15 protein-coding genes and 2 tRNA genes are annotated in these 16472 nt (G+C 42.7%); 13 read left to right on the top strand and 4 right to left on the bottom strand.

What is annotated here, in order from left to right; translation table 11 throughout:
- Window positions 1-10: 10 nt before the first annotated feature.
- Window positions 11-994, bottom strand: a complete 984-nt coding sequence (locus DXD78_RS07900) for an adenosine kinase (protein WP_034529253.1) — start codon at window positions 992-994, stop codon at window positions 11-13.
- A gap of 81 nt (window positions 995-1075) precedes the next feature.
- On the opposite strand from DXD78_RS07900, the gene DXD78_RS07895 reads away from it, so the two are divergent.
- The 3 genes from DXD78_RS07895 (at window position 1076) to DXD78_RS07885 (ending at window position 2035) form a co-directional block, all read left to right on the top strand.
- A tRNA-Asn gene (locus tag DXD78_RS07895) sits at window positions 1076-1149 on the top strand.
- Between the two features lie 21 nt (window positions 1150-1170).
- Window positions 1171-1244 (top strand) — tRNA-Asn (locus DXD78_RS07890).
- Between the two features lie 185 nt (window positions 1245-1429).
- Window positions 1430-2035 carry an outer membrane beta-barrel protein gene (locus DXD78_RS07885; protein WP_009037658.1) on the top strand — a complete coding sequence of 202 codons (606 nt, stop codon included), beginning with the start codon at window positions 1430-1432 and terminating at the stop codon, window positions 2033-2035.
- Between the two features lies 1 nt (window position 2036).
- On the opposite strand, the gene DXD78_RS07880 is transcribed toward DXD78_RS07885, so the two are convergent.
- From DXD78_RS07880 to DXD78_RS07870, 3 genes are read right to left on the bottom strand one after another with little or no spacing between them, the layout of a single operon-like run.
- The gene (locus tag DXD78_RS07880; protein WP_009037657.1) at window positions 2037-2741 is read right to left on the bottom strand and encodes a ComF family protein; all 705 of its coding nucleotides are present in this window, start codon (window positions 2739-2741) and stop codon (window positions 2037-2039) included.
- A 53-nt stretch (window positions 2742-2794) separates the two neighbouring features.
- The gene (locus tag DXD78_RS07875) at window positions 2795-3592 is read right to left on the bottom strand and encodes an inositol monophosphatase family protein (RefSeq protein ID WP_009037656.1); all 798 of its coding nucleotides are present in this window, start codon (window positions 3590-3592) and stop codon (window positions 2795-2797) included.
- 11 nt (window positions 3593-3603) lie between these two features.
- Window positions 3604-4077, bottom strand: a complete 474-nt coding sequence (locus DXD78_RS07870) for a hypothetical protein (RefSeq protein ID WP_009037655.1) — start codon at window positions 4075-4077, stop codon at window positions 3604-3606.
- A 797-nt stretch (window positions 4078-4874) separates the two neighbouring features.
- Between DXD78_RS07870 and DXD78_RS07865 the strand changes: the two genes are divergently transcribed.
- From DXD78_RS07865 to DXD78_RS07820, 10 genes are all read left to right on the top strand, one after another.
- Window positions 4875-6782, top strand: coding sequence for a serine/threonine-protein kinase (locus DXD78_RS07865; protein ID WP_009037654.1), 1908 nt, complete (start codon window positions 4875-4877; stop codon window positions 6780-6782).
- Window positions 6783-6788: 6 nt separating this feature from the next.
- Complete coding sequence (locus DXD78_RS07860) at window positions 6789-7163, top strand: LytTR family DNA-binding domain-containing protein (protein WP_009037653.1); 375 nt, start codon at window positions 6789-6791, stop codon at window positions 7161-7163.
- A 16-nt stretch (window positions 7164-7179) separates the two neighbouring features.
- On the top strand, window positions 7180-7890 hold the full coding sequence (locus DXD78_RS07855; protein WP_009037652.1) for an FHA domain-containing protein: 711 nt from the start codon (window positions 7180-7182) through the stop codon (window positions 7888-7890).
- A gap of 136 nt (window positions 7891-8026) precedes the next feature.
- Entirely contained in the window at window positions 8027-8671 is a 645-nt protein-coding gene (locus DXD78_RS07850) for a hypothetical protein (protein ID WP_009037651.1), read from the top strand.
- A gap of 31 nt (window positions 8672-8702) precedes the next feature.
- Entirely contained in the window at window positions 8703-9803 is a 1101-nt protein-coding gene (locus DXD78_RS07845; RefSeq protein WP_009037650.1) for a leucine-rich repeat domain-containing protein, read from the top strand.
- A gap of 13 nt (window positions 9804-9816) precedes the next feature.
- Window positions 9817-10185: a hypothetical protein gene (locus DXD78_RS07840; protein WP_133302362.1), complete on the top strand. Its 369-nt coding sequence runs from the start codon at window positions 9817-9819 to the stop codon at window positions 10183-10185.
- Window positions 10186-10190: 5 nt separating this feature from the next.
- Window positions 10191-11780, top strand: coding sequence for a serine/threonine-protein kinase (locus DXD78_RS07835; RefSeq protein ID WP_117652682.1), 1590 nt, complete (start codon window positions 10191-10193; stop codon window positions 11778-11780).
- 52 nt (window positions 11781-11832) lie between these two features.
- Window positions 11833-13740: a serine/threonine-protein kinase gene (locus DXD78_RS07830; RefSeq protein ID WP_009037647.1), complete on the top strand. Its 1908-nt coding sequence runs from the start codon at window positions 11833-11835 to the stop codon at window positions 13738-13740.
- Window positions 13741-13744: 4 nt separating this feature from the next.
- A complete protein-coding gene (locus tag DXD78_RS07825; protein ID WP_009037646.1) occupies window positions 13745-15928 on the top strand; it encodes a serine/threonine-protein kinase in 2184 nt (727 codons plus the stop codon).
- 108 nt (window positions 15929-16036) lie between these two features.
- A complete protein-coding gene (locus tag DXD78_RS07820; protein ID WP_117652674.1) occupies window positions 16037-16435 on the top strand; it encodes a protein kinase in 399 nt (132 codons plus the stop codon).
- Window positions 16436-16472: the final 37 nt, after the last annotated feature.

The raw sequence follows: 16472 nt of genomic DNA, 5'->3' as shown, positions 1-16472 counted from the left end.
GTGATAAATGCTAATTAATTAATAAAATTTCTTCCTTGATTTTTTCCCATTGTGCAGCCTGAAGCTCTGTACCCACCACTTGTATCACATCTTTGGAGAGAAGGGAGCCTATCTTGCCACATTTCTCCAGCGAGTAGCCACACGTCAGTCCATACAAGAAACCTGCCGCAAAATAGTCGCCAGCTCCTGTAGTGTCCACCACTTTCTCTACCGGAGCCGCTTGTACCTGCACCATCTCTGTACCTTTGCGAATCAGAGAACCACGGGCACCCACCTTTACAATGGCTATGCTACACATTTTGGCAATGATGTCCAATGCTTCCTCCGGTTCCTTACCCGTAAAGGCCTTTGCCTCTTCCTCATTGGCAAAAACAATATCCACATATTTGTTGACCAACAGAGAGAAAAATTCAAGGTCTCCTTCTACTATATTGTAGCTCGCCATGTCCAAACATACTTGTAAGCCGGCCTCTTTAGCCAGCTCAATGGCACGGAGAATCATATCATGGTCTTGCACCAGATACCCCTCTATAAATAGGTAAGCATATCCTTTGAACATATCCAGCGAAAGATCTTCCGCCTTCAATGTAGAAGCCGCCCCCAAATAAGTGCCGAAAGTACGCTCCCCATCAGGAGAAATGAAAGTAGAGGCTACACCGGACGGAAGGGTAGTGGAAAGCAATAAATTCGCCTCTGTCCCACGTTCCAGCAGGCTATCCCGGAAAAAGTTACCGTAAAAGTCATTGCTTACTTTTCCGATGAATCCCGTACCCGCACCAAGGCATGCCATTGCCCGAATTGCGTTTCCGGCAGAACCTCCGTTAGCCAGATGCGTCTCCATCCGGCTGAAATACTCACTAATTTTCAAGAACTTATCTTCATCAATCAGAGTCATACTTCCTTTCGGGAGCTGCATCTCCGTCAAAATATTATCATCCTCAATGATTGCCAGTGCATCAACCAAAGCATTGCCCAACCCAATTATTTTATCCATCTTCGATATTTTTTTTGCAAAGATATTGCATATTTCAAAATATCCTATTACTTTTGCAGCGCATTTGAGAAAAAACAACATTCTTCCTTAGCTCAGTCGGTTAGAGCATCTGACTGTTAATCAGAGGGTCCTTGGTTCAAGTCCAAGAGGAAGAGCGAAAAAACTTGAATGCATATTCTTCCTTAGCTCAGTCGGTTAGAGCATCTGACTGTTAATCAGAGGGTCCTTGGTTCAAGTCCAAGAGGAAGAGCGAAAAGGTTTGTCAATTAGGCGAACCTTTTTTGTTTTCTCCATCAGCCGCACTTAACGAACAAACGGAAATCTTTCATCTTTCATGAAATTAACATATATTTGTGGAATATTTATAGGGAATTTATCCCGACCTTCTGTCTTTATTTGCAGAGCCATGAAATTTAATTCAAAAATACGACTATAATGAGAACAGCCCTACTCTTTTTAATCATCGGATTGACTGTATGTACATTTTGCAAAGCACAAGACATACCCGTTCTGCCCCAAGAAAAGTTCCGGCACCATGAATTTTCCGTCAGCTATGGTTTCCTGCCCATTACCGATGCCAACAGCATGGCCGAGGAGTGCTTCGCTCCGGTACTGAGTTTCGGAGTTTATACACGCGAAAAGACAAACTACTACGGTGCCCTGAGCATCAGCTACATTTATAGATTCAACCGCAAAATCAGCCTGGGAGTAACCGGAGGAATAACCGGCAACAAAGGGACAGCCAGCAGCCTTTACGAAGCTTTGGATGAAAACACCAAAGACAACCGAAGGTATCTGTATATTCTTCCCACCTTCCGGTGGCACTGGTTTACCCGCCCCAAATTCTCTCTGTATACCTCAGCAGGGCTCGGTGCCTATTTCCTCCGGAACAGTTTTGGAGGAGAAGTCTTTCACAAGACAAAATTCGCTTATCAATTCAGTTTTCTAGGCATCGAATACGGAAGCCGGTTTGCCTTCTTCACAGAATTCGGAGTAGGATATACCGGAACAATCGTAGCAGGCGGCCGTTATCGTTTCTGACTTATGAGGCCGCTACCGCCAGTGTCAATACACTGATGCGCACACCCTCCACTTCCTTGAGCGCATCGGCACAAGCCGTAGTGGTGGCACCGGTAGTCAATACGTCATCTATAATCAGTACATGCTTCCTTGCAAAAGCGTCAGCACGACGCAGACAGAAGATACCGTCCACATTCTCCCACCGTTCATAAGAGGATTTACGGGTCTGCGTTTCCGTATGCCTCATACGGGCAACGGAAGCAGTATCTACGGGAATACCGGTGACAGCGGAAACACCGCGGGCTATACATTCGCTCTGATTGTACCCACGCATTTTCTGCTTACGCGGATGCAGAGGAACGGGGACTATGACATCCACATCACTGAAGAAACCGGTAGCCGACAACTCCGCCGCCATAAACTGCCCCATCACTTCGCCAAGGTCTTTCCTCCCTCCATATTTCAACTGATGGAGAATGCGGCGGAAATCACTCCCTTTATGGTAAAAGAAACAAGATGTGGCATGTTCCAGAGGTATCTTCCCCCAAAACATACGTTCCACCGGATTGTCCTTACGAAGATGATAGTTTGTCCGGGGCATATCCATATTGCACTTCATGCAGATGCCCTCTTCACCCTCTTGCAAGATAGCACCACACACGGCACACTGACGCGGAAAAAAGAGATGGACAAAAGAAAAGAACCAGGTTTTAACTATGTTTTTCATCGTATAGTATTAAAAAAACGGCAACAGAGCAATACACTCCATCGCCTTGTTTGCTATAATGGCAAGACCTCACCTGCCAGCTTCAAGAACAACGGATGCAGCAGTCCGTTAGTGGCAATGATATGATGTCCGTCCAAAAAGGCGTCACTACCGCAAAAGTCAGTGATTCTTCCACCAGCCTCCAGCACCATCAGCGCCGCCGCAGAAAAGTCCCATTTGCCGATAAACGCCTCAAGCCAGGCATCAAAACGTCCGGCAGCCACATAGCAGATGGCAAGCGCAGCGGAACCGGTCATGCGGATGCCTGCCACACGCCCGTAAAGTTCATGAATCAAATGCTCACCGGTACGTGCATACCGGTCGGAATTATAAGGGAGTTCCGTCACTACAAAGGCATCCTCCACCTGCTGGACAGACGAGACCTCCATCCGTTCTCCATTCACATAAGCGCCACCTCCCTGCCAGGCATAAAAACATTCATCCCGGCAAGGGTCATAAACAACTCCCAGCAACAAAGAATCCTTGTCGCGCAAAGCGATGCTGACACAATAGGGAGCATTATCATGAATATAATTCGTTGTCCCATCCAACGGGTCCACTACCCAACAGTAGGGTTCATCGTGATAGACAGCAGAACCTTCCTCGGCTATAAATCCAGCCTCGGGAAGAAGTTCCCGAAGCGCAGCCACCACCCGCTTCTCCGACTCCTTGTCTACATAAGAGACATAATCATGGGCTTGTTTCTTCTGTACCGCTTCCCGGCTGAAGTTTTTCCGCTCTTCTTTCAAGAAATATCCGGCTTCACGGGCTATGCAGCAGACAGACTCTGTCAATATCTTCAAATCCTCCATTTCTCTACATATTAGTTCCCCGCAGCCTCTTCTGCCTGCCGGTAAATAAGCCGACCGCGCTGGCTGACCGTCCATCTTCCATCTTCCAAACGCACATTCTTTGTATCATCATCTTCCACATTCCAAACATATCCCCCCGCAGGAAGGCCACGGCGCTCCAGAATCTCATTCGGCATTTCTTCTTCCGAAAAGAACAGTTCCACTTGGGTAGAATCGGGACTGAGCACCAGAAACAACATCTTCTCCGCATCATCCACAGCGTTCATACGGACTCCTTTTTCCCACAGACGGATACAGTCTTTCTGAACCTCACTCCAGGTATATCCGGCAGATGCAATGCAACCATGCTTATCCTTATCACCACCAACGACATGTACCGTATCGGCTTGTTCAGCAACTTCCACAGTCTTTCCCCTCTTGCTACCACAAGCCACAAACAGCGCTCCGGCACATAGCAAGCACATAGATATTCCTCTTACATTCATCTTTCAGTCTGTTTATTGATATTCCGACTGACAAAGTTAAGAACAAATCGGCAATTTAAAAAGTTTCTTTTTCATTATCATCAGTGCTCCGGCAGTATATTCCAAGACTTTGCAAAAGATAAATCCACAAACAAGAATCTATTCTATAACTCAAGATACTATAACTTTATCGCACATTCTACTTGCATGCTTGCATAGACACATATAACAACCTACTGCACAGAGCATTAAGTTATGTAAGCAACCACCATGCAAGTATGTAAGCAGATTTTGCTTACATAACCGTGTCCTCTTACAAAAAAGCAGGCTTCTCTTATACAAGAAGCAGGTCCTCCTTGCACAGAGAAGAGTACTTTCCTACGCCAACACCACATCAAAAACAGTTGCGCACAGTTGTGATACGCCTTCTTCACATTAATGAGAAAGTTATTCCACAACTGTGAAGAAAGCGTTCCACAACTGTGCGCAACTATAAACTACAAATATCCGGATGACAAACAGCAGGTATTTCAGCCAAGAAGTGCCCGTCCCTTTTACTCCAGCTTACAGTCCTCTTGTGTTCAACTGTAGGAAATATCCGTCCCAGAAGAGTAGAGCAGAAAAGTTTGTCACACTTAACATCATATTACAGCCACATAACCATAAAATATGCATAATAGTACAGTTTCCACATTTCTTGCTTTTGAATTCATTAACAAGTTCTATAACTTTGAACGGCTAAGACTCTGCCCAATCATATGTTTTCACAGTGAAACAAGAGGCAAGTATCAGCAACAATTAGACAGACATATAGATTCATGCAAAGCAGCATTCACACTTTATCTTGTGGAACTATACTCCATGGCCATTCCTACAACTACCAAATTAAAGGTGTATTAGGTCATGGAGCATTCGGTATAACCTATTTGGCTTCAATTTGCCTGAAAGGCGAATTAGGCATCTTGAATAGCAATGTATCCGTAGCCATCAAAGAATTTTTTCTACAAGATGTAAGTGCCAGAAGTTCATCAGGAGATATTTATGAGCCATCTCCCAATAGCATTGCATACAAATATGGAAAGAAATTTAAAAAAGAGGCCTTAAACCTAGCTCGCCTCAACCATCAAAACATCGTTAAGGTTTTAGAGTCTTTTGAAGAGAACAACACCTACTACTATGTAATGGAGTATATCGAAGGGAGCAGTCTAGATGCATATATATTGGAGAAAGGAGGATTGCCGGAAAAAGAAGCGCTACAATATGTAGAGGAGATAGGAAAAGCATTGCAATATATGCATTCCCAAAAGATGCTGCACCTTGACTTAAAGCCTAAAAATATCATGCGACGTACAGATAACACTTTGTTTCTGATAGATTTTGGGCTATCCAAACAAATCGACAAAAACGGAGAACCGGAATCAAGCACTACTATTGGCCTTGGTACTCCCGGTTATGCCCCCTTAGAGCAAGGTTCGCAAGAATATGGGAAAATACTCGCGCCCACATTGGATATCTACGCTTTAGGGGCCACTCTCTTTAAAATGCTGACAGGAAAGACCCCGCCCAAGGCCTCTGAAATACTAAATGAAGGATTTGCAGAAGAAGAGCTGCGGCAAAAGCACATAAGCGCGCAAACAATATCTGCCATAAAAAAAGCAATGGCCCCCATGAGGATAAAGCGCCCTCAAACAGTAAATGAGTTCGTGGCTTTAACCCATAGCACTACGAACTCCCATACTGATGAAAGCGCCAAACACACTTCCTACAATAAGCAGCATGCCACATATCAAGGCATTGCCTTTTATTACGTCCAAAATGACAAACTGGTTTATTTTCTGAATGACAATATTTATGAACTGCCCCTGGAAGGAAAAACACTGGTAGAAGAGATAATAGAAAAGCCCATAAATCCGGTAATTGTACATTTCAACACCTCACTGGATGCATTCATCAAGAAAAATCGCCAGTCTATACAAGACAGCCGTTTCAAGGTCATAACATATAGGAAAAGTCTATGCCATTATTTTGATGTCTTAAGATTTATCAACAAGTACTTTGACAACGATAAAACATCAAAGATACGGGTTACTGAAGAAATCCATATCGCCTCAGCGATACCTTGCATCATCCATTCAAATGACATGCCTATCTGCATCTGCTCCAAAGAGGAATACTGCATTGCCGAATACGGAGAAGGCCTTTATGAGGCCGAATACTCCGGAGTGGGAACTACTGAAGAGCACATCTTACAAGAATATGATGTAACATCTCCCGCCATACCTATGACCGATTTAGAACTATACTGGGAATTCTTGCCTAAAGCCCTATCTATATGGTATTCATCTGTTATTGGCCAGATAAGTTCATTTGCCTTCCTTGATTGTCTGCCTTTTAAAGTATTGGCGGGGTATACACTAGAGAATCATGTCAGAGAATGCTCTTTTTTATGCAATTTCTACAGCTTCCCTTTAAAGCGCAGTGTCACATTTCCCGGAGACGGCGACTCCTACTTTATGGAAATAGACAGTAGACGTTTTATCATTCCGCTAAAGGATTATTTGGGATATTCTCCTGAAACAATAGAAATCACCATCGATATAAGTTACTTTTTATGTGACATCATTATTGAAGATGTAAAGTACAAAAAGCGAGTAAAAATTCCTCTAATCGGGTTAATATCAAACAGCTATACAGAAGAGGATACATTAAAAAAAAATAATAAATAAGTTACAATGGATACGACAACCAACTTCTTGTTTTTCAATTCACGCGATGAGCTTCTTAGATTGGACATTTCCAAGATTGTATATTTTGAATCCGATGGAAATTACACCAATATAATACTTACGAACAAGCTACGCGGTATTATTTGCCTGAATTTAGCCCAGACCGAAAAAGTCCTTGAAGAGCGACTGAAAGAAAAGGCACGCTGCTTTGCCCGTATCGGCAAACGGTTCATCATTAATCTGAACTATGTTTACCAGATAAATGTCATCAAACAGCGACTCGTTTTAAGTGACTATTCATCATTTGCATTTCAACTGGAGATTTCCAAAGAAGCACTGAAAAAACTGAAAGAAATATTCCTCAATATAAAATCTGCATAATAAAAACAATAATGCCATGGAACTTATCATAGGAAGAGAAGCCGGTGCATCCCGCCTGCGTATCAGCATAAACAACCAAGACCGTTTTTGGGGGAACGCCAACAGCGTACCCAAATCCGTCAGCCGCCAGCACTGTAAAGTGGTGACCGATGACAAAGGAGGCTATATCATTACCAATCTGAAACCCGAAAACGTCACTTACGTCAATGGTGTGCAAATCGAGTCCAAGCACATTTCCGGAAAAGACCGCATAGAGCTGGGGGCAGACCGTTACTTCATGGATATAGCGGCCATTATAAAAGGGCTGGGAGCATCAATACCCAAATCGTTCTCTATCCGTCACCTACAAGAAGTATGGGACGAATTTCACGACACCAAACTCCAGATACAGATAAAAGAAAAGAAGTCTGCAGCAATCCGTTCTGTAACAGGCGTATTTTCCATGTCTGCCATTTTCTGCGGATTTATTCCGGGCATTGCCGACCTGCCGGCTTTGCGTGTCATTCTATATTCTGCAGGACTTTTATTGGCCATCTATTTCTTTGTGATAACCTACCGGTCATCTTCTACACTTCCCAGATTTCTGGACGACCTTGATAAGAAATTTCATAAGGACTATGTATGCCCCAACCCGGAATGCCATCATTTCATGGGATATCAACAGTATGACGACCTGAAAAAGATGACGAGCTGTCCCTATTGCAAATCCAAATTTACCGAGAAGTAAGAATCCCTTGAAAAATGAGGGATTGATACCTTAAACCGCAGGGTTTATGTAGTATACTTTTTGAAATTTGCCATTGTATGCCTCTCTTTATATTTTTGTTGCAGAATAAGTTATAAACCATTAAAAATGAGCAACTATGAAGACTAAAAAAACAAACCAGGAAAGCACTAATTCCACACAGAAAAATGTGGAACAGAAAAGTTACAATTGGCAAAATGGCGCCAGCTCATCCATCGGAGCTGCAATAGGCGTAGCGGCCGGTTCAATGGCCCAGACAGCTTTTGCAACAGAGCCAGTCACCGAAGGACTGGTACAGCCTCCCCACACTGATACCCCTACAGTAACTTCGGAAGTACCTTTAACCAATGAGCCAATTGCCCCTCAGAAGCCTGATACCCCTGCCACACCTATCATGCCCGGAAACAGCAACGATGAACCGCATAACGAAGATACCATCAGTGTGGTCTCCTATGAAACGGTTACGTGTGAAGACGGCTCGCAAATGGATATAGCCGGTGTTATTGTCAACGGACAAGAAACTCTTGTCGTTGACATCGACCGGGATGGAATAGCAGATGCCATGGTGGCAGATATGGACAATAATGGAATAATTACAGACAATGAGGTCATCAATATAGAAGAGGCAGGCATTCGCATGGAAGGATTGTCTATGGCAACCACACAAGCAACCGGCGTAAACGAGGATGCTACATTGCTGGCAGACAATGACCCAATACCCGACTATATAAACGATGCCGACGTAACCGGCTACATGGCCTAATTTTATTCATCACACTATATTTGCTAAAGCTATGAAACGAATAAATATAATCACATTCATCCTATTATTGGGAAGCACCTCCCTGCTCTACGCACACGATTTCACCGTCACCGGAAAAAATGGAGAGAAATTCTTCTTCAACATTGTAGATGCAAAGAAACAACATGTGGAAGTTACCTACCAAGGGAACATCTCTGCCCCCCAACCCTCTCTGTATACCGGTGAGATATCCGTTCCGGCAAGGGTAAAGCACAACAACACGATATACCGTGTTGTCGGCATTGGCAAGAAGGCATTCAGCAATGCAGCTTCCCTAAAAGGCATTGTACTGCCTTCCGGGCTTTCGTCCATAGGCGATTTTGCCTTTGAAGGTTGCAGCGGATTAGAGAAAATCGTATTTCCCGGCAACAGCGTCCGCTTTGGTGAAGGAGTATTCTTCCGGTGTACAGCAATCGGGCAGGTAACGTTGGGCAGCGACTGGACACAAGTGAACCTCAAAATGTTCCGCTGGAGTGACCGTTTGACCTCCATCGTCATCCCGGCAAAGCTCACCAGCCTGCAGAATTTGAAATCATTGAAACAGCTGCAAAGCATAGAAGTGGATGCCAATAATCCAAACTTTACTTCCATAGACGGAATACTCTATAACAAAGACAAAACAACTCTGTTAGGTTGCCCCCGCGGACGCTCAGGAAAGATACGTATTCCCGAAGGTACCACTGCTATACGCTGGAAGGCTTTAATCGATTGTCCCAATATAACCCAAATCGATTTGCCTACTTCATTACAGATACTCTCGTACCGGGAGTTCTCCCAAATGGAACATCTGGAGCAAATCATCATGCGCAGAACAGAACCGATATCCACCGCAGAGCTCAACGGACAAAAAGTATTCCTGATAAAAATTGCCGGCAAGCTGAAAATCAAACTGCTCATCCCCAAAACAGCACTAAGTTCCTATAAAGAGGCACTTTGCTCCACAGAAGGAGAATATGCTGAAGTTTCGGCCAACACTCCCGAAGGATTCCCACCCGAATATGCCCTGATACCTTCAATAGTGGAACCCACTAATATGCTGGGGAAAAGCATGTTATCCGGAGTAAAAGATTTTTCAAAATATGATAAACCCTAAATATACAGAAACAATGAAGCCGCAAAATATTATAATCGCCTCGTGCCTATTACTGATGTGTTGTATCATGAGTAATCTGCACGCATCCACATTCCACCCCCAAAATGTACGCAGTAATAACGACACAATTCAGGCCGTCAGGCTAAAAGCTTTGAGTGCTCAAGAAAAGTCTCTTCAGAAGAAGATACAGGAACAAGACAAAAAGCGGAATGCCACCTACAATGATGTCTCCACTGAGACAATGGAGAGATTAAATGACCGGCAAGACTCTATCTGCCTGGATTTACGTTCCCAACTCGTAACGATACAATTAGAAATGGCAGAAATAAAGAAAGAGAACTTGAAACAAGTACTGAATAACTGGGAAAAGAAAGGGAATTGATTGATATGCAGTTGATAGAGGGCACCCTTCTACAAGAGGGTAAATACAGAATAGAGGGAATACTTGGGCAAGGCGGCTTTGGCATCACCTATTTAGGATGGCAAACAAGACTAAACCGTAGGGTAGCCATCAAAGAGTTTTTTATGAAAGAGTATTGCAACCGCAACGCCGATACGTCACACATTACCATCGGGACGGAAGGAAGCCGTGAACTCGTAGCTCGTTTTCAGCAAAAATTCATAAAAGAAGCACAATCCATTGCCGGACTTAACCATCCTAATATTATCCGTATACATGATGTGTTCGAAGAAAACGACACAGCTTACTATGTGATGGAATATATAGAAGGAGGTTCTCTGCAAGAATATGTGACGCGATACGGTGCACTACAAGAAACGGAAGCGCTGCATTACATCCATCAAATAGCAGGAGCATTGAACTATATCCACCAACGGCAGATGAGCCATCTGGATGTGAAACCTGGAAACATTTTGCGGAGAGAAGAGGGAGAAGTAGTGTTGATAGACTTCGGACTATCCAAGCGATACGATGAAAGCGGGCAACAGACCAGTACTACTCCGGTAGGCATCAGTACCGGATATGCACCAATGGAACAATATGTAGCTGGAGGAGTGCAAATATTCACACCAACTACAGATATTTATTCATTAGGTGCTACACTCTATAAATTGCTGACAGGAACGACACCGCCGGCTGCCAACATTGTGTTCGATGACGGACTACCAGCCTTACCCGCAAACATATCGGCAACTACCGAACGAGCGATTCGTGCTGCCATGCAACCCAAAAGACAACGTCCACAAAGCATAAAAGATTTTTTAGAATTGTTGAATAAACCGGAAAGAGAGGATATTACCATCATTGCCAAGAAAGAAAAGTTGCCTCCCCAAAAACAGCCCTCCAGCAGTAACAAGTTACCCATATTTATAGGGGTTGTCGTCGCACTTTTGTTAGCAACAGTTGTCTGGTTTACTCAAAAACCAAGTGATACCACTCCTCTTAAAGAAGAAGCCTTTGCTACGGAAGTAATTCCAACTGAAAACAATCCGGTAGATCTTGGCTTGAGTGTGAAATGGGCAGCCTATAATGTCGGAGCATCTTCTCCCGAAGAATACGGAGGACTATATGGATGGGCGGACCCGACCGGAGAAAAAAAAGCAACAAATAGTAGCGATTCTCTCAGTGGCACTCCCCCTTTCAACATCAGCGGCACTCAATATGACATTGCTCGTGCTAAATGGGGAGAGAAATGGAGGCTACCTACACAGCAAGAATTAAAAGAATTATCTGATAAATGTATATGGAAATGGACTGAATACAAAAAAGTTGCAGGCTATATGGTAACAGGACCGAATGGAAATCGAATCTTCCTCCCTGCATCAGGATACTGCTACGCTTACGGTGGAACGGTATATGGTCGAGGAAGAAATGGCCGCTATTGGTCAGGAACACGAAAGACAGCTAATAGCACTTCTAGTAGCGCCTCCAGCCTCGTCTTCAGTATTAACGGCTGGAGTCCGTTGTACAGCGACTATTGTAAGGAGGGAAATTCCGTTCGCCCCGTATCAGAATAAACTGTTATAGTTTGCATTATTTTAATTTTAAATTCCGCCAAAATAAAAAACTATGCAATTACAATCAGGTTCTTTCCTTCAAGGAGGAAAATACAAGATAGAGTCCATATTGGGACAAGGTGGCTTTGGAATTACTTACCAAGCCCTTCAGACCGGATTGAACCGTCAAGTAGCCATCAAAGAATTCTTCATGAAAGACTACTGCGAACGCAATGAGAAGACTTCACATATCATTATGGGTACCCAAAGTAGCCGGGAGTTAGTAGAACGATTCCGCCAAAAGTTTATCAAAGAAGCCCAAATCATTGCAGGATTGGCGCATACACACATTATATCCATCTATGATGTATTTGAAGAAAATGACACAGCTTATTACGTAATGGAGTATATAGATGGCGGTTCTTTAAAAGAACGGATTGAAACCAATGGAGCAATGTCCGATTCTGAAGCATTAAGTTATGTCCTCCAGATAGCTGATGCGTTGGAATATCTTCATCACCGTAAAACCATGCACCTGGACGTAAAGCCATCCAACATTCTGCTTCGGAACAATGGAGAAGCTGTACTAATAGACTTCGGTATATCCAAACGTTATGATGACACCGGTAACCAAACAAGTAGTACGCCAATCGGTATCAGCAAAGGATATGCACCTTTGGAACAATATAAGCAAGGTGGAGTAAAAACATTCTCACCAGGTACAGACATTTACTCTCTCGGAGCAACATTGTTTTATTTGTTGACAAGCCAACAACCGCCAGAGGCCAGTGATGTGAATGACGAGGGACTGCCAGCATTGCCAACAAAGATAAGTCCATTGATAAGAAAGGCCATACAAGGTGCAATGCAACCTCGATGCAAAGATAGACCGCAAAACATTAATGAATTTCTCACATTATTGAATGAAGGGATAAAACCTGGTTTGGAAAATGAAACTACAATATTAGATACCCCTAAAAATGAATTTGTAGCAAAAGAGCATCCTTCTTCCATTCCAAAGCCTCAACGAATTTTCTTATTCAAAAAAGAATGGCTTTGGGGAGTTATAGCTCTAATCCTTATATTATGTACTATTTGGCTCAGCAGAACCAACAAGACGAGTAATATCGCACAAGACAACTCTTTAGCTATTGGGCTTGACAGTACTGTATCCGACAGTGCTATACTTACATCGCCTATATCTATGAATAATTCGGCTCTGCATGATTCATCTATTCGGTATGAGAACTCTAATACAGAAATTGGGCAAACAAGAACCAATGTTCAACACAATGAAATCTCAACAGATCAAATTGTAGATTTAGGTTTAAGTGTAAGATGGGCCGGGTGGAATCTCGGTGCCTCAACTCCTGAAGAATATGGGAATTTATACTACTGGGGAGATTCCACGGGAACAGCCAGCAGTGGACCTACCTCTATTAACATTTATGATTTTGATGATATTTGTGGCTCGGAATATGATATTGCCCGAACTCAATTAGGGAAATATTGGCGTATGCCAACAGCAAAAGAATTCATGGAACTTAGAGATAAGTGCAAGATAACATGGACCACTTACCAAAAAATAGGGGGATACAAAATTACCGGACCCAACGGCAACAATATATTTCTGCCTGCTGTCGGTATCAAAAACGGACAAAATATAGAAAATCGCGGTTCCATAGCATATTATTGGACTGGTTCCGTAGCTTTAATAGGAGGGGGATTTGTCAAATTCAAAAGAGGACGCGCTTTCCTATTGAAAGATTCAGTTAGGGTTATGCCCAATAATGTTGCACTCCCCATTCGCCCTGTTATCCCCAAAGAAGAAAAACAAAAGCAAGAAGAGCAACAAAGAAAGAAAAAAAGAAAGAGCCTTGAAGAACGAGTTCCCAAATTTGCATCTTCTCCAGCAGATAGATTTAATTCAGAGATTTGTTACAATTGTAACATAAATAATAACAAACAATCAACTACTTAATAATATGAGTAATATAAATAATTATGCACTTAAACAAAATACCATTTTATATGGTAAATCACATACCTATACCATAGAAAAGATATTGGGTCAAGGCTCTTTCGGCATCACCTACTTGGCTATGACCCAAGTCAAAGTTTCCGGAGCATTGGGTGAACTCGAAACAACCATACAAGTTGCCATCAAGGAGTTCTTCATGAAAGACATCAATGGACGAGAAGAAAATACTGTTACTTGTGGAAGCAGAGGAGGGGTCTATTATGACTACAAAAAGAAGTTTTCGCGCGAAGCCGAAAACCTGAGTAAGCTGAACCATCCCCATATCGTTAAAGTGCTGGAATACTTCGAGGCCAACAACACAGTCTACTACGCCATGGAATATGTAGATGGAGGAAATCTGGATACATACATCACACAACAAAAAGGCTTGACGGAAGCAGAAAGCATTATGTATGCCAAACAGATAGGAGACGCTCTATCTTACATGCACGCTCATAAGATGCTTCATCTGGACTTGAAACCTGGAAATATTATGCTCCGTAAGAATCAGGAAGCCGTACTTATCGATTTTGGCTTGTCCAAGCAATATGATGAAAACGGGAAACCGGAAACAAGCACTACAGTGGGAAGCGGCACACCCGGATATGCACCGATAGAACAGAGTAATTATCATGAAGGTAAAGACTTCCCGGCAACGATGGACGTGTATGCGCTTGGTGCAACTATGTATAAGATGTTGACGGGAATCCGTCCACCAGAGGCTTCAGAAATATTGAATGACGGTTTTCCTGCATATGAGCTACAAAAACGTCAAGTAAGCGATTCGTTAATAGCCAGTATCGCAAAAGTCATGTCGGCTATGAAAAAAGACAGACCGCAAAGTGTAGCCGCATTTTTAAGTATATTGGAAAATAAGAATACGGAAACAACTCCCAAAGAAGATATAGGAATAACGCTGGAGGAAGCTACGGTTATCCAAACATCCGCCAATGAAGAACAGACTATGCCTTCAGGTGACGACATATCTTCCCAGCCCCACCCCAAAAATCAAAAATATATTATTCTTGTCCTAATAGCTGTTCTGTCTATTGGAGGAATTATAGCCTATATTACTTCCAGAACAGGTTCCAACTCCGATACAGATACAGAAACAGAATGGCTGTCCGCAACAGACACTGTAACAAATTCTGAACCGGATAACGCATCATCAGTAACAGTACATGCAGGCACATCTGCTGAAAATATAAACCCGAATTCTCATGTAAAAGAAAATGCAGCGACCGGGAATGTAGAACGCCCTGCGCAACAAAACACCGAAACAGCAAACCTGAGTGCCATGAGTGCCAATATGCCTCCAAAGAAAAAGAACGGTTTTAAGGAAACAGCCAAAGCAGCAGAGCAAGGGAATACAGAGGCCCAATATGAGTTAGGAAGAATGTACTTTCTTGGTCGGGATGTCGCAAAGAATGCTACTGAAGCTGAAAAATGGTATCAAAAAGCAGCAAATCAAGGAAATGCAAAAGCCCAAAATGAACTGGGGAACTTGTATTATACGGGACTTAATGTTACGCGAAATTATTCGGAAGCAATAAAATGGTATCAAAAAGCAGCAGAACAAGGCATTGCAAGTGCCCAATATAAATTGGGATATATGTACGATTATGGGCAAGGTATTTCTCAAAATAGGGTAGAAGCTGCAAAATGGTATAAGAAAGCGGCAGAACAAGAAAATGTGGATGCACAGTATAGACTAGGCAATATGTTTTTCTACAAGGTAGGCATTCCAGAAGATATAGACGAAGCTATAAAGTGGTATAAGAAAGCTGCAGAACAAGGAGATATCAAAGCCCAAAAAAAATTAGGAGAGATATATTCCAATGGAGCCAGAAAAAAAGACCCAGAAGCTATAAAATGGTATAAAATGGCTGCAGAGAGAGGGGATGCTGAAGCCTTAAAACAACTAGGAGATATATACGAGAAAGAAAATGCCTTGGAAGCAGTAAAGTGGTATAAAATGGCAATAGAACAAGGCAATGCTAGTGCATCTTTTAATTTAGGGCTAATATACGAATATGGAAAACCCGGTATTCCTAAGAACAAGGCAGAAGCAATAAAATGGTATCGAAAAGCTGCAGAACAAGGAAGTGAAACTGCCCAAAAAAATCTACGCAAACTTGAGAATGAGTAATAGAGTTCGCGTAGAGATAGCAGGTACTTCCTTCTATACGATTATTTCATACAAGAATCGCTATCTGTATATAGATTACCATTTCAATTTCCACCAAAATAAAAAGCTATGCAATTACAATCCGGCACTCTCCTCCAAGGAGGAAAATATAAAATAGAAACAGTCTTGGGACAAGGCGGCTTTGGCATCACCTATCTTGCCACACAAGTGGCCTTAGAACGCAAGGTAGCTATTAAAGAATTCTTCATGAAGGAACATTGCAACCGTGACGTTGCAACTTCCCATGTATCAGTCGGTTCACAAGGCAGTCAAGAATTAGTAGCACGTTTCCGCCAGAAGTTCGTAAAGGAAGCCCGGATGATAGCCGGGCTGAATCATCCTCACATCATTCGTATCATTGATGTGTTCGAAGAAAATGGGACAGCCTACTATGTAATGGAATACATGGGAAATGGCTCTCTTGCAGAATATCTAAAAAGGAATGGAGCAGTCGAGGATGTAAATTAAACTGTGTCAGCAAGGAATAAAGTATTAACTTTGCTAA

The sequence above is a fragment of the Bacteroides sp. D20 genome (assembly GCF_003436255.1).
Lineage (GTDB): Bacteria > Bacteroidota > Bacteroidia > Bacteroidales > Bacteroidaceae > Bacteroides > Bacteroides uniformis.
Note: the sequence above shows the minus strand (reverse complement) of the source record. Positions and strands in the feature narration are given on the sequence as shown.

Coding starts and splice junctions, on each gene's coding strand:
- DXD78_RS07900 (WP_034529253.1), bottom strand. CDS start 994: ATGGATAAAATAATTGGGTTGGGCAATGCTTTGGTTGATGCACTGGCA.
- DXD78_RS07885 (WP_009037658.1), top strand. CDS start 1,430: ATGAGAACAGCCCTACTCTTTTTAATCATCGGATTGACTGTATGTACA.
- DXD78_RS07880 (WP_009037657.1), bottom strand. CDS start 2,741: ATGAAAAACATAGTTAAAACCTGGTTCTTTTCTTTTGTCCATCTCTTT.
- DXD78_RS07875 (WP_009037656.1), bottom strand. CDS start 3,592: ATGGAGGATTTGAAGATATTGACAGAGTCTGTCTGCTGCATAGCCCGT.
- DXD78_RS07870 (WP_009037655.1), bottom strand. CDS start 4,077: ATGAATGTAAGAGGAATATCTATGTGCTTGCTATGTGCCGGAGCGCTG.
- DXD78_RS07865 (WP_009037654.1), top strand. CDS start 4,875: ATGCAAAGCAGCATTCACACTTTATCTTGTGGAACTATACTCCATGGC.
- DXD78_RS07860 (WP_009037653.1), top strand. CDS start 6,789: ATGGATACGACAACCAACTTCTTGTTTTTCAATTCACGCGATGAGCTT.
- DXD78_RS07855 (WP_009037652.1), top strand. CDS start 7,180: ATGGAACTTATCATAGGAAGAGAAGCCGGTGCATCCCGCCTGCGTATC.
- DXD78_RS07850 (WP_009037651.1), top strand. CDS start 8,027: ATGAAGACTAAAAAAACAAACCAGGAAAGCACTAATTCCACACAGAAA.
- DXD78_RS07845 (WP_009037650.1), top strand. CDS start 8,703: ATGAAACGAATAAATATAATCACATTCATCCTATTATTGGGAAGCACC.
- DXD78_RS07840 (WP_133302362.1), top strand. CDS start 9,817: ATGAAGCCGCAAAATATTATAATCGCCTCGTGCCTATTACTGATGTGT.
- DXD78_RS07835 (WP_117652682.1), top strand. CDS start 10,191: ATGCAGTTGATAGAGGGCACCCTTCTACAAGAGGGTAAATACAGAATA.
- DXD78_RS07830 (WP_009037647.1), top strand. CDS start 11,833: ATGCAATTACAATCAGGTTCTTTCCTTCAAGGAGGAAAATACAAGATA.
- DXD78_RS07825 (WP_009037646.1), top strand. CDS start 13,745: ATGAGTAATATAAATAATTATGCACTTAAACAAAATACCATTTTATAT.
- DXD78_RS07820 (WP_117652674.1), top strand. CDS start 16,037: ATGCAATTACAATCCGGCACTCTCCTCCAAGGAGGAAAATATAAAATA.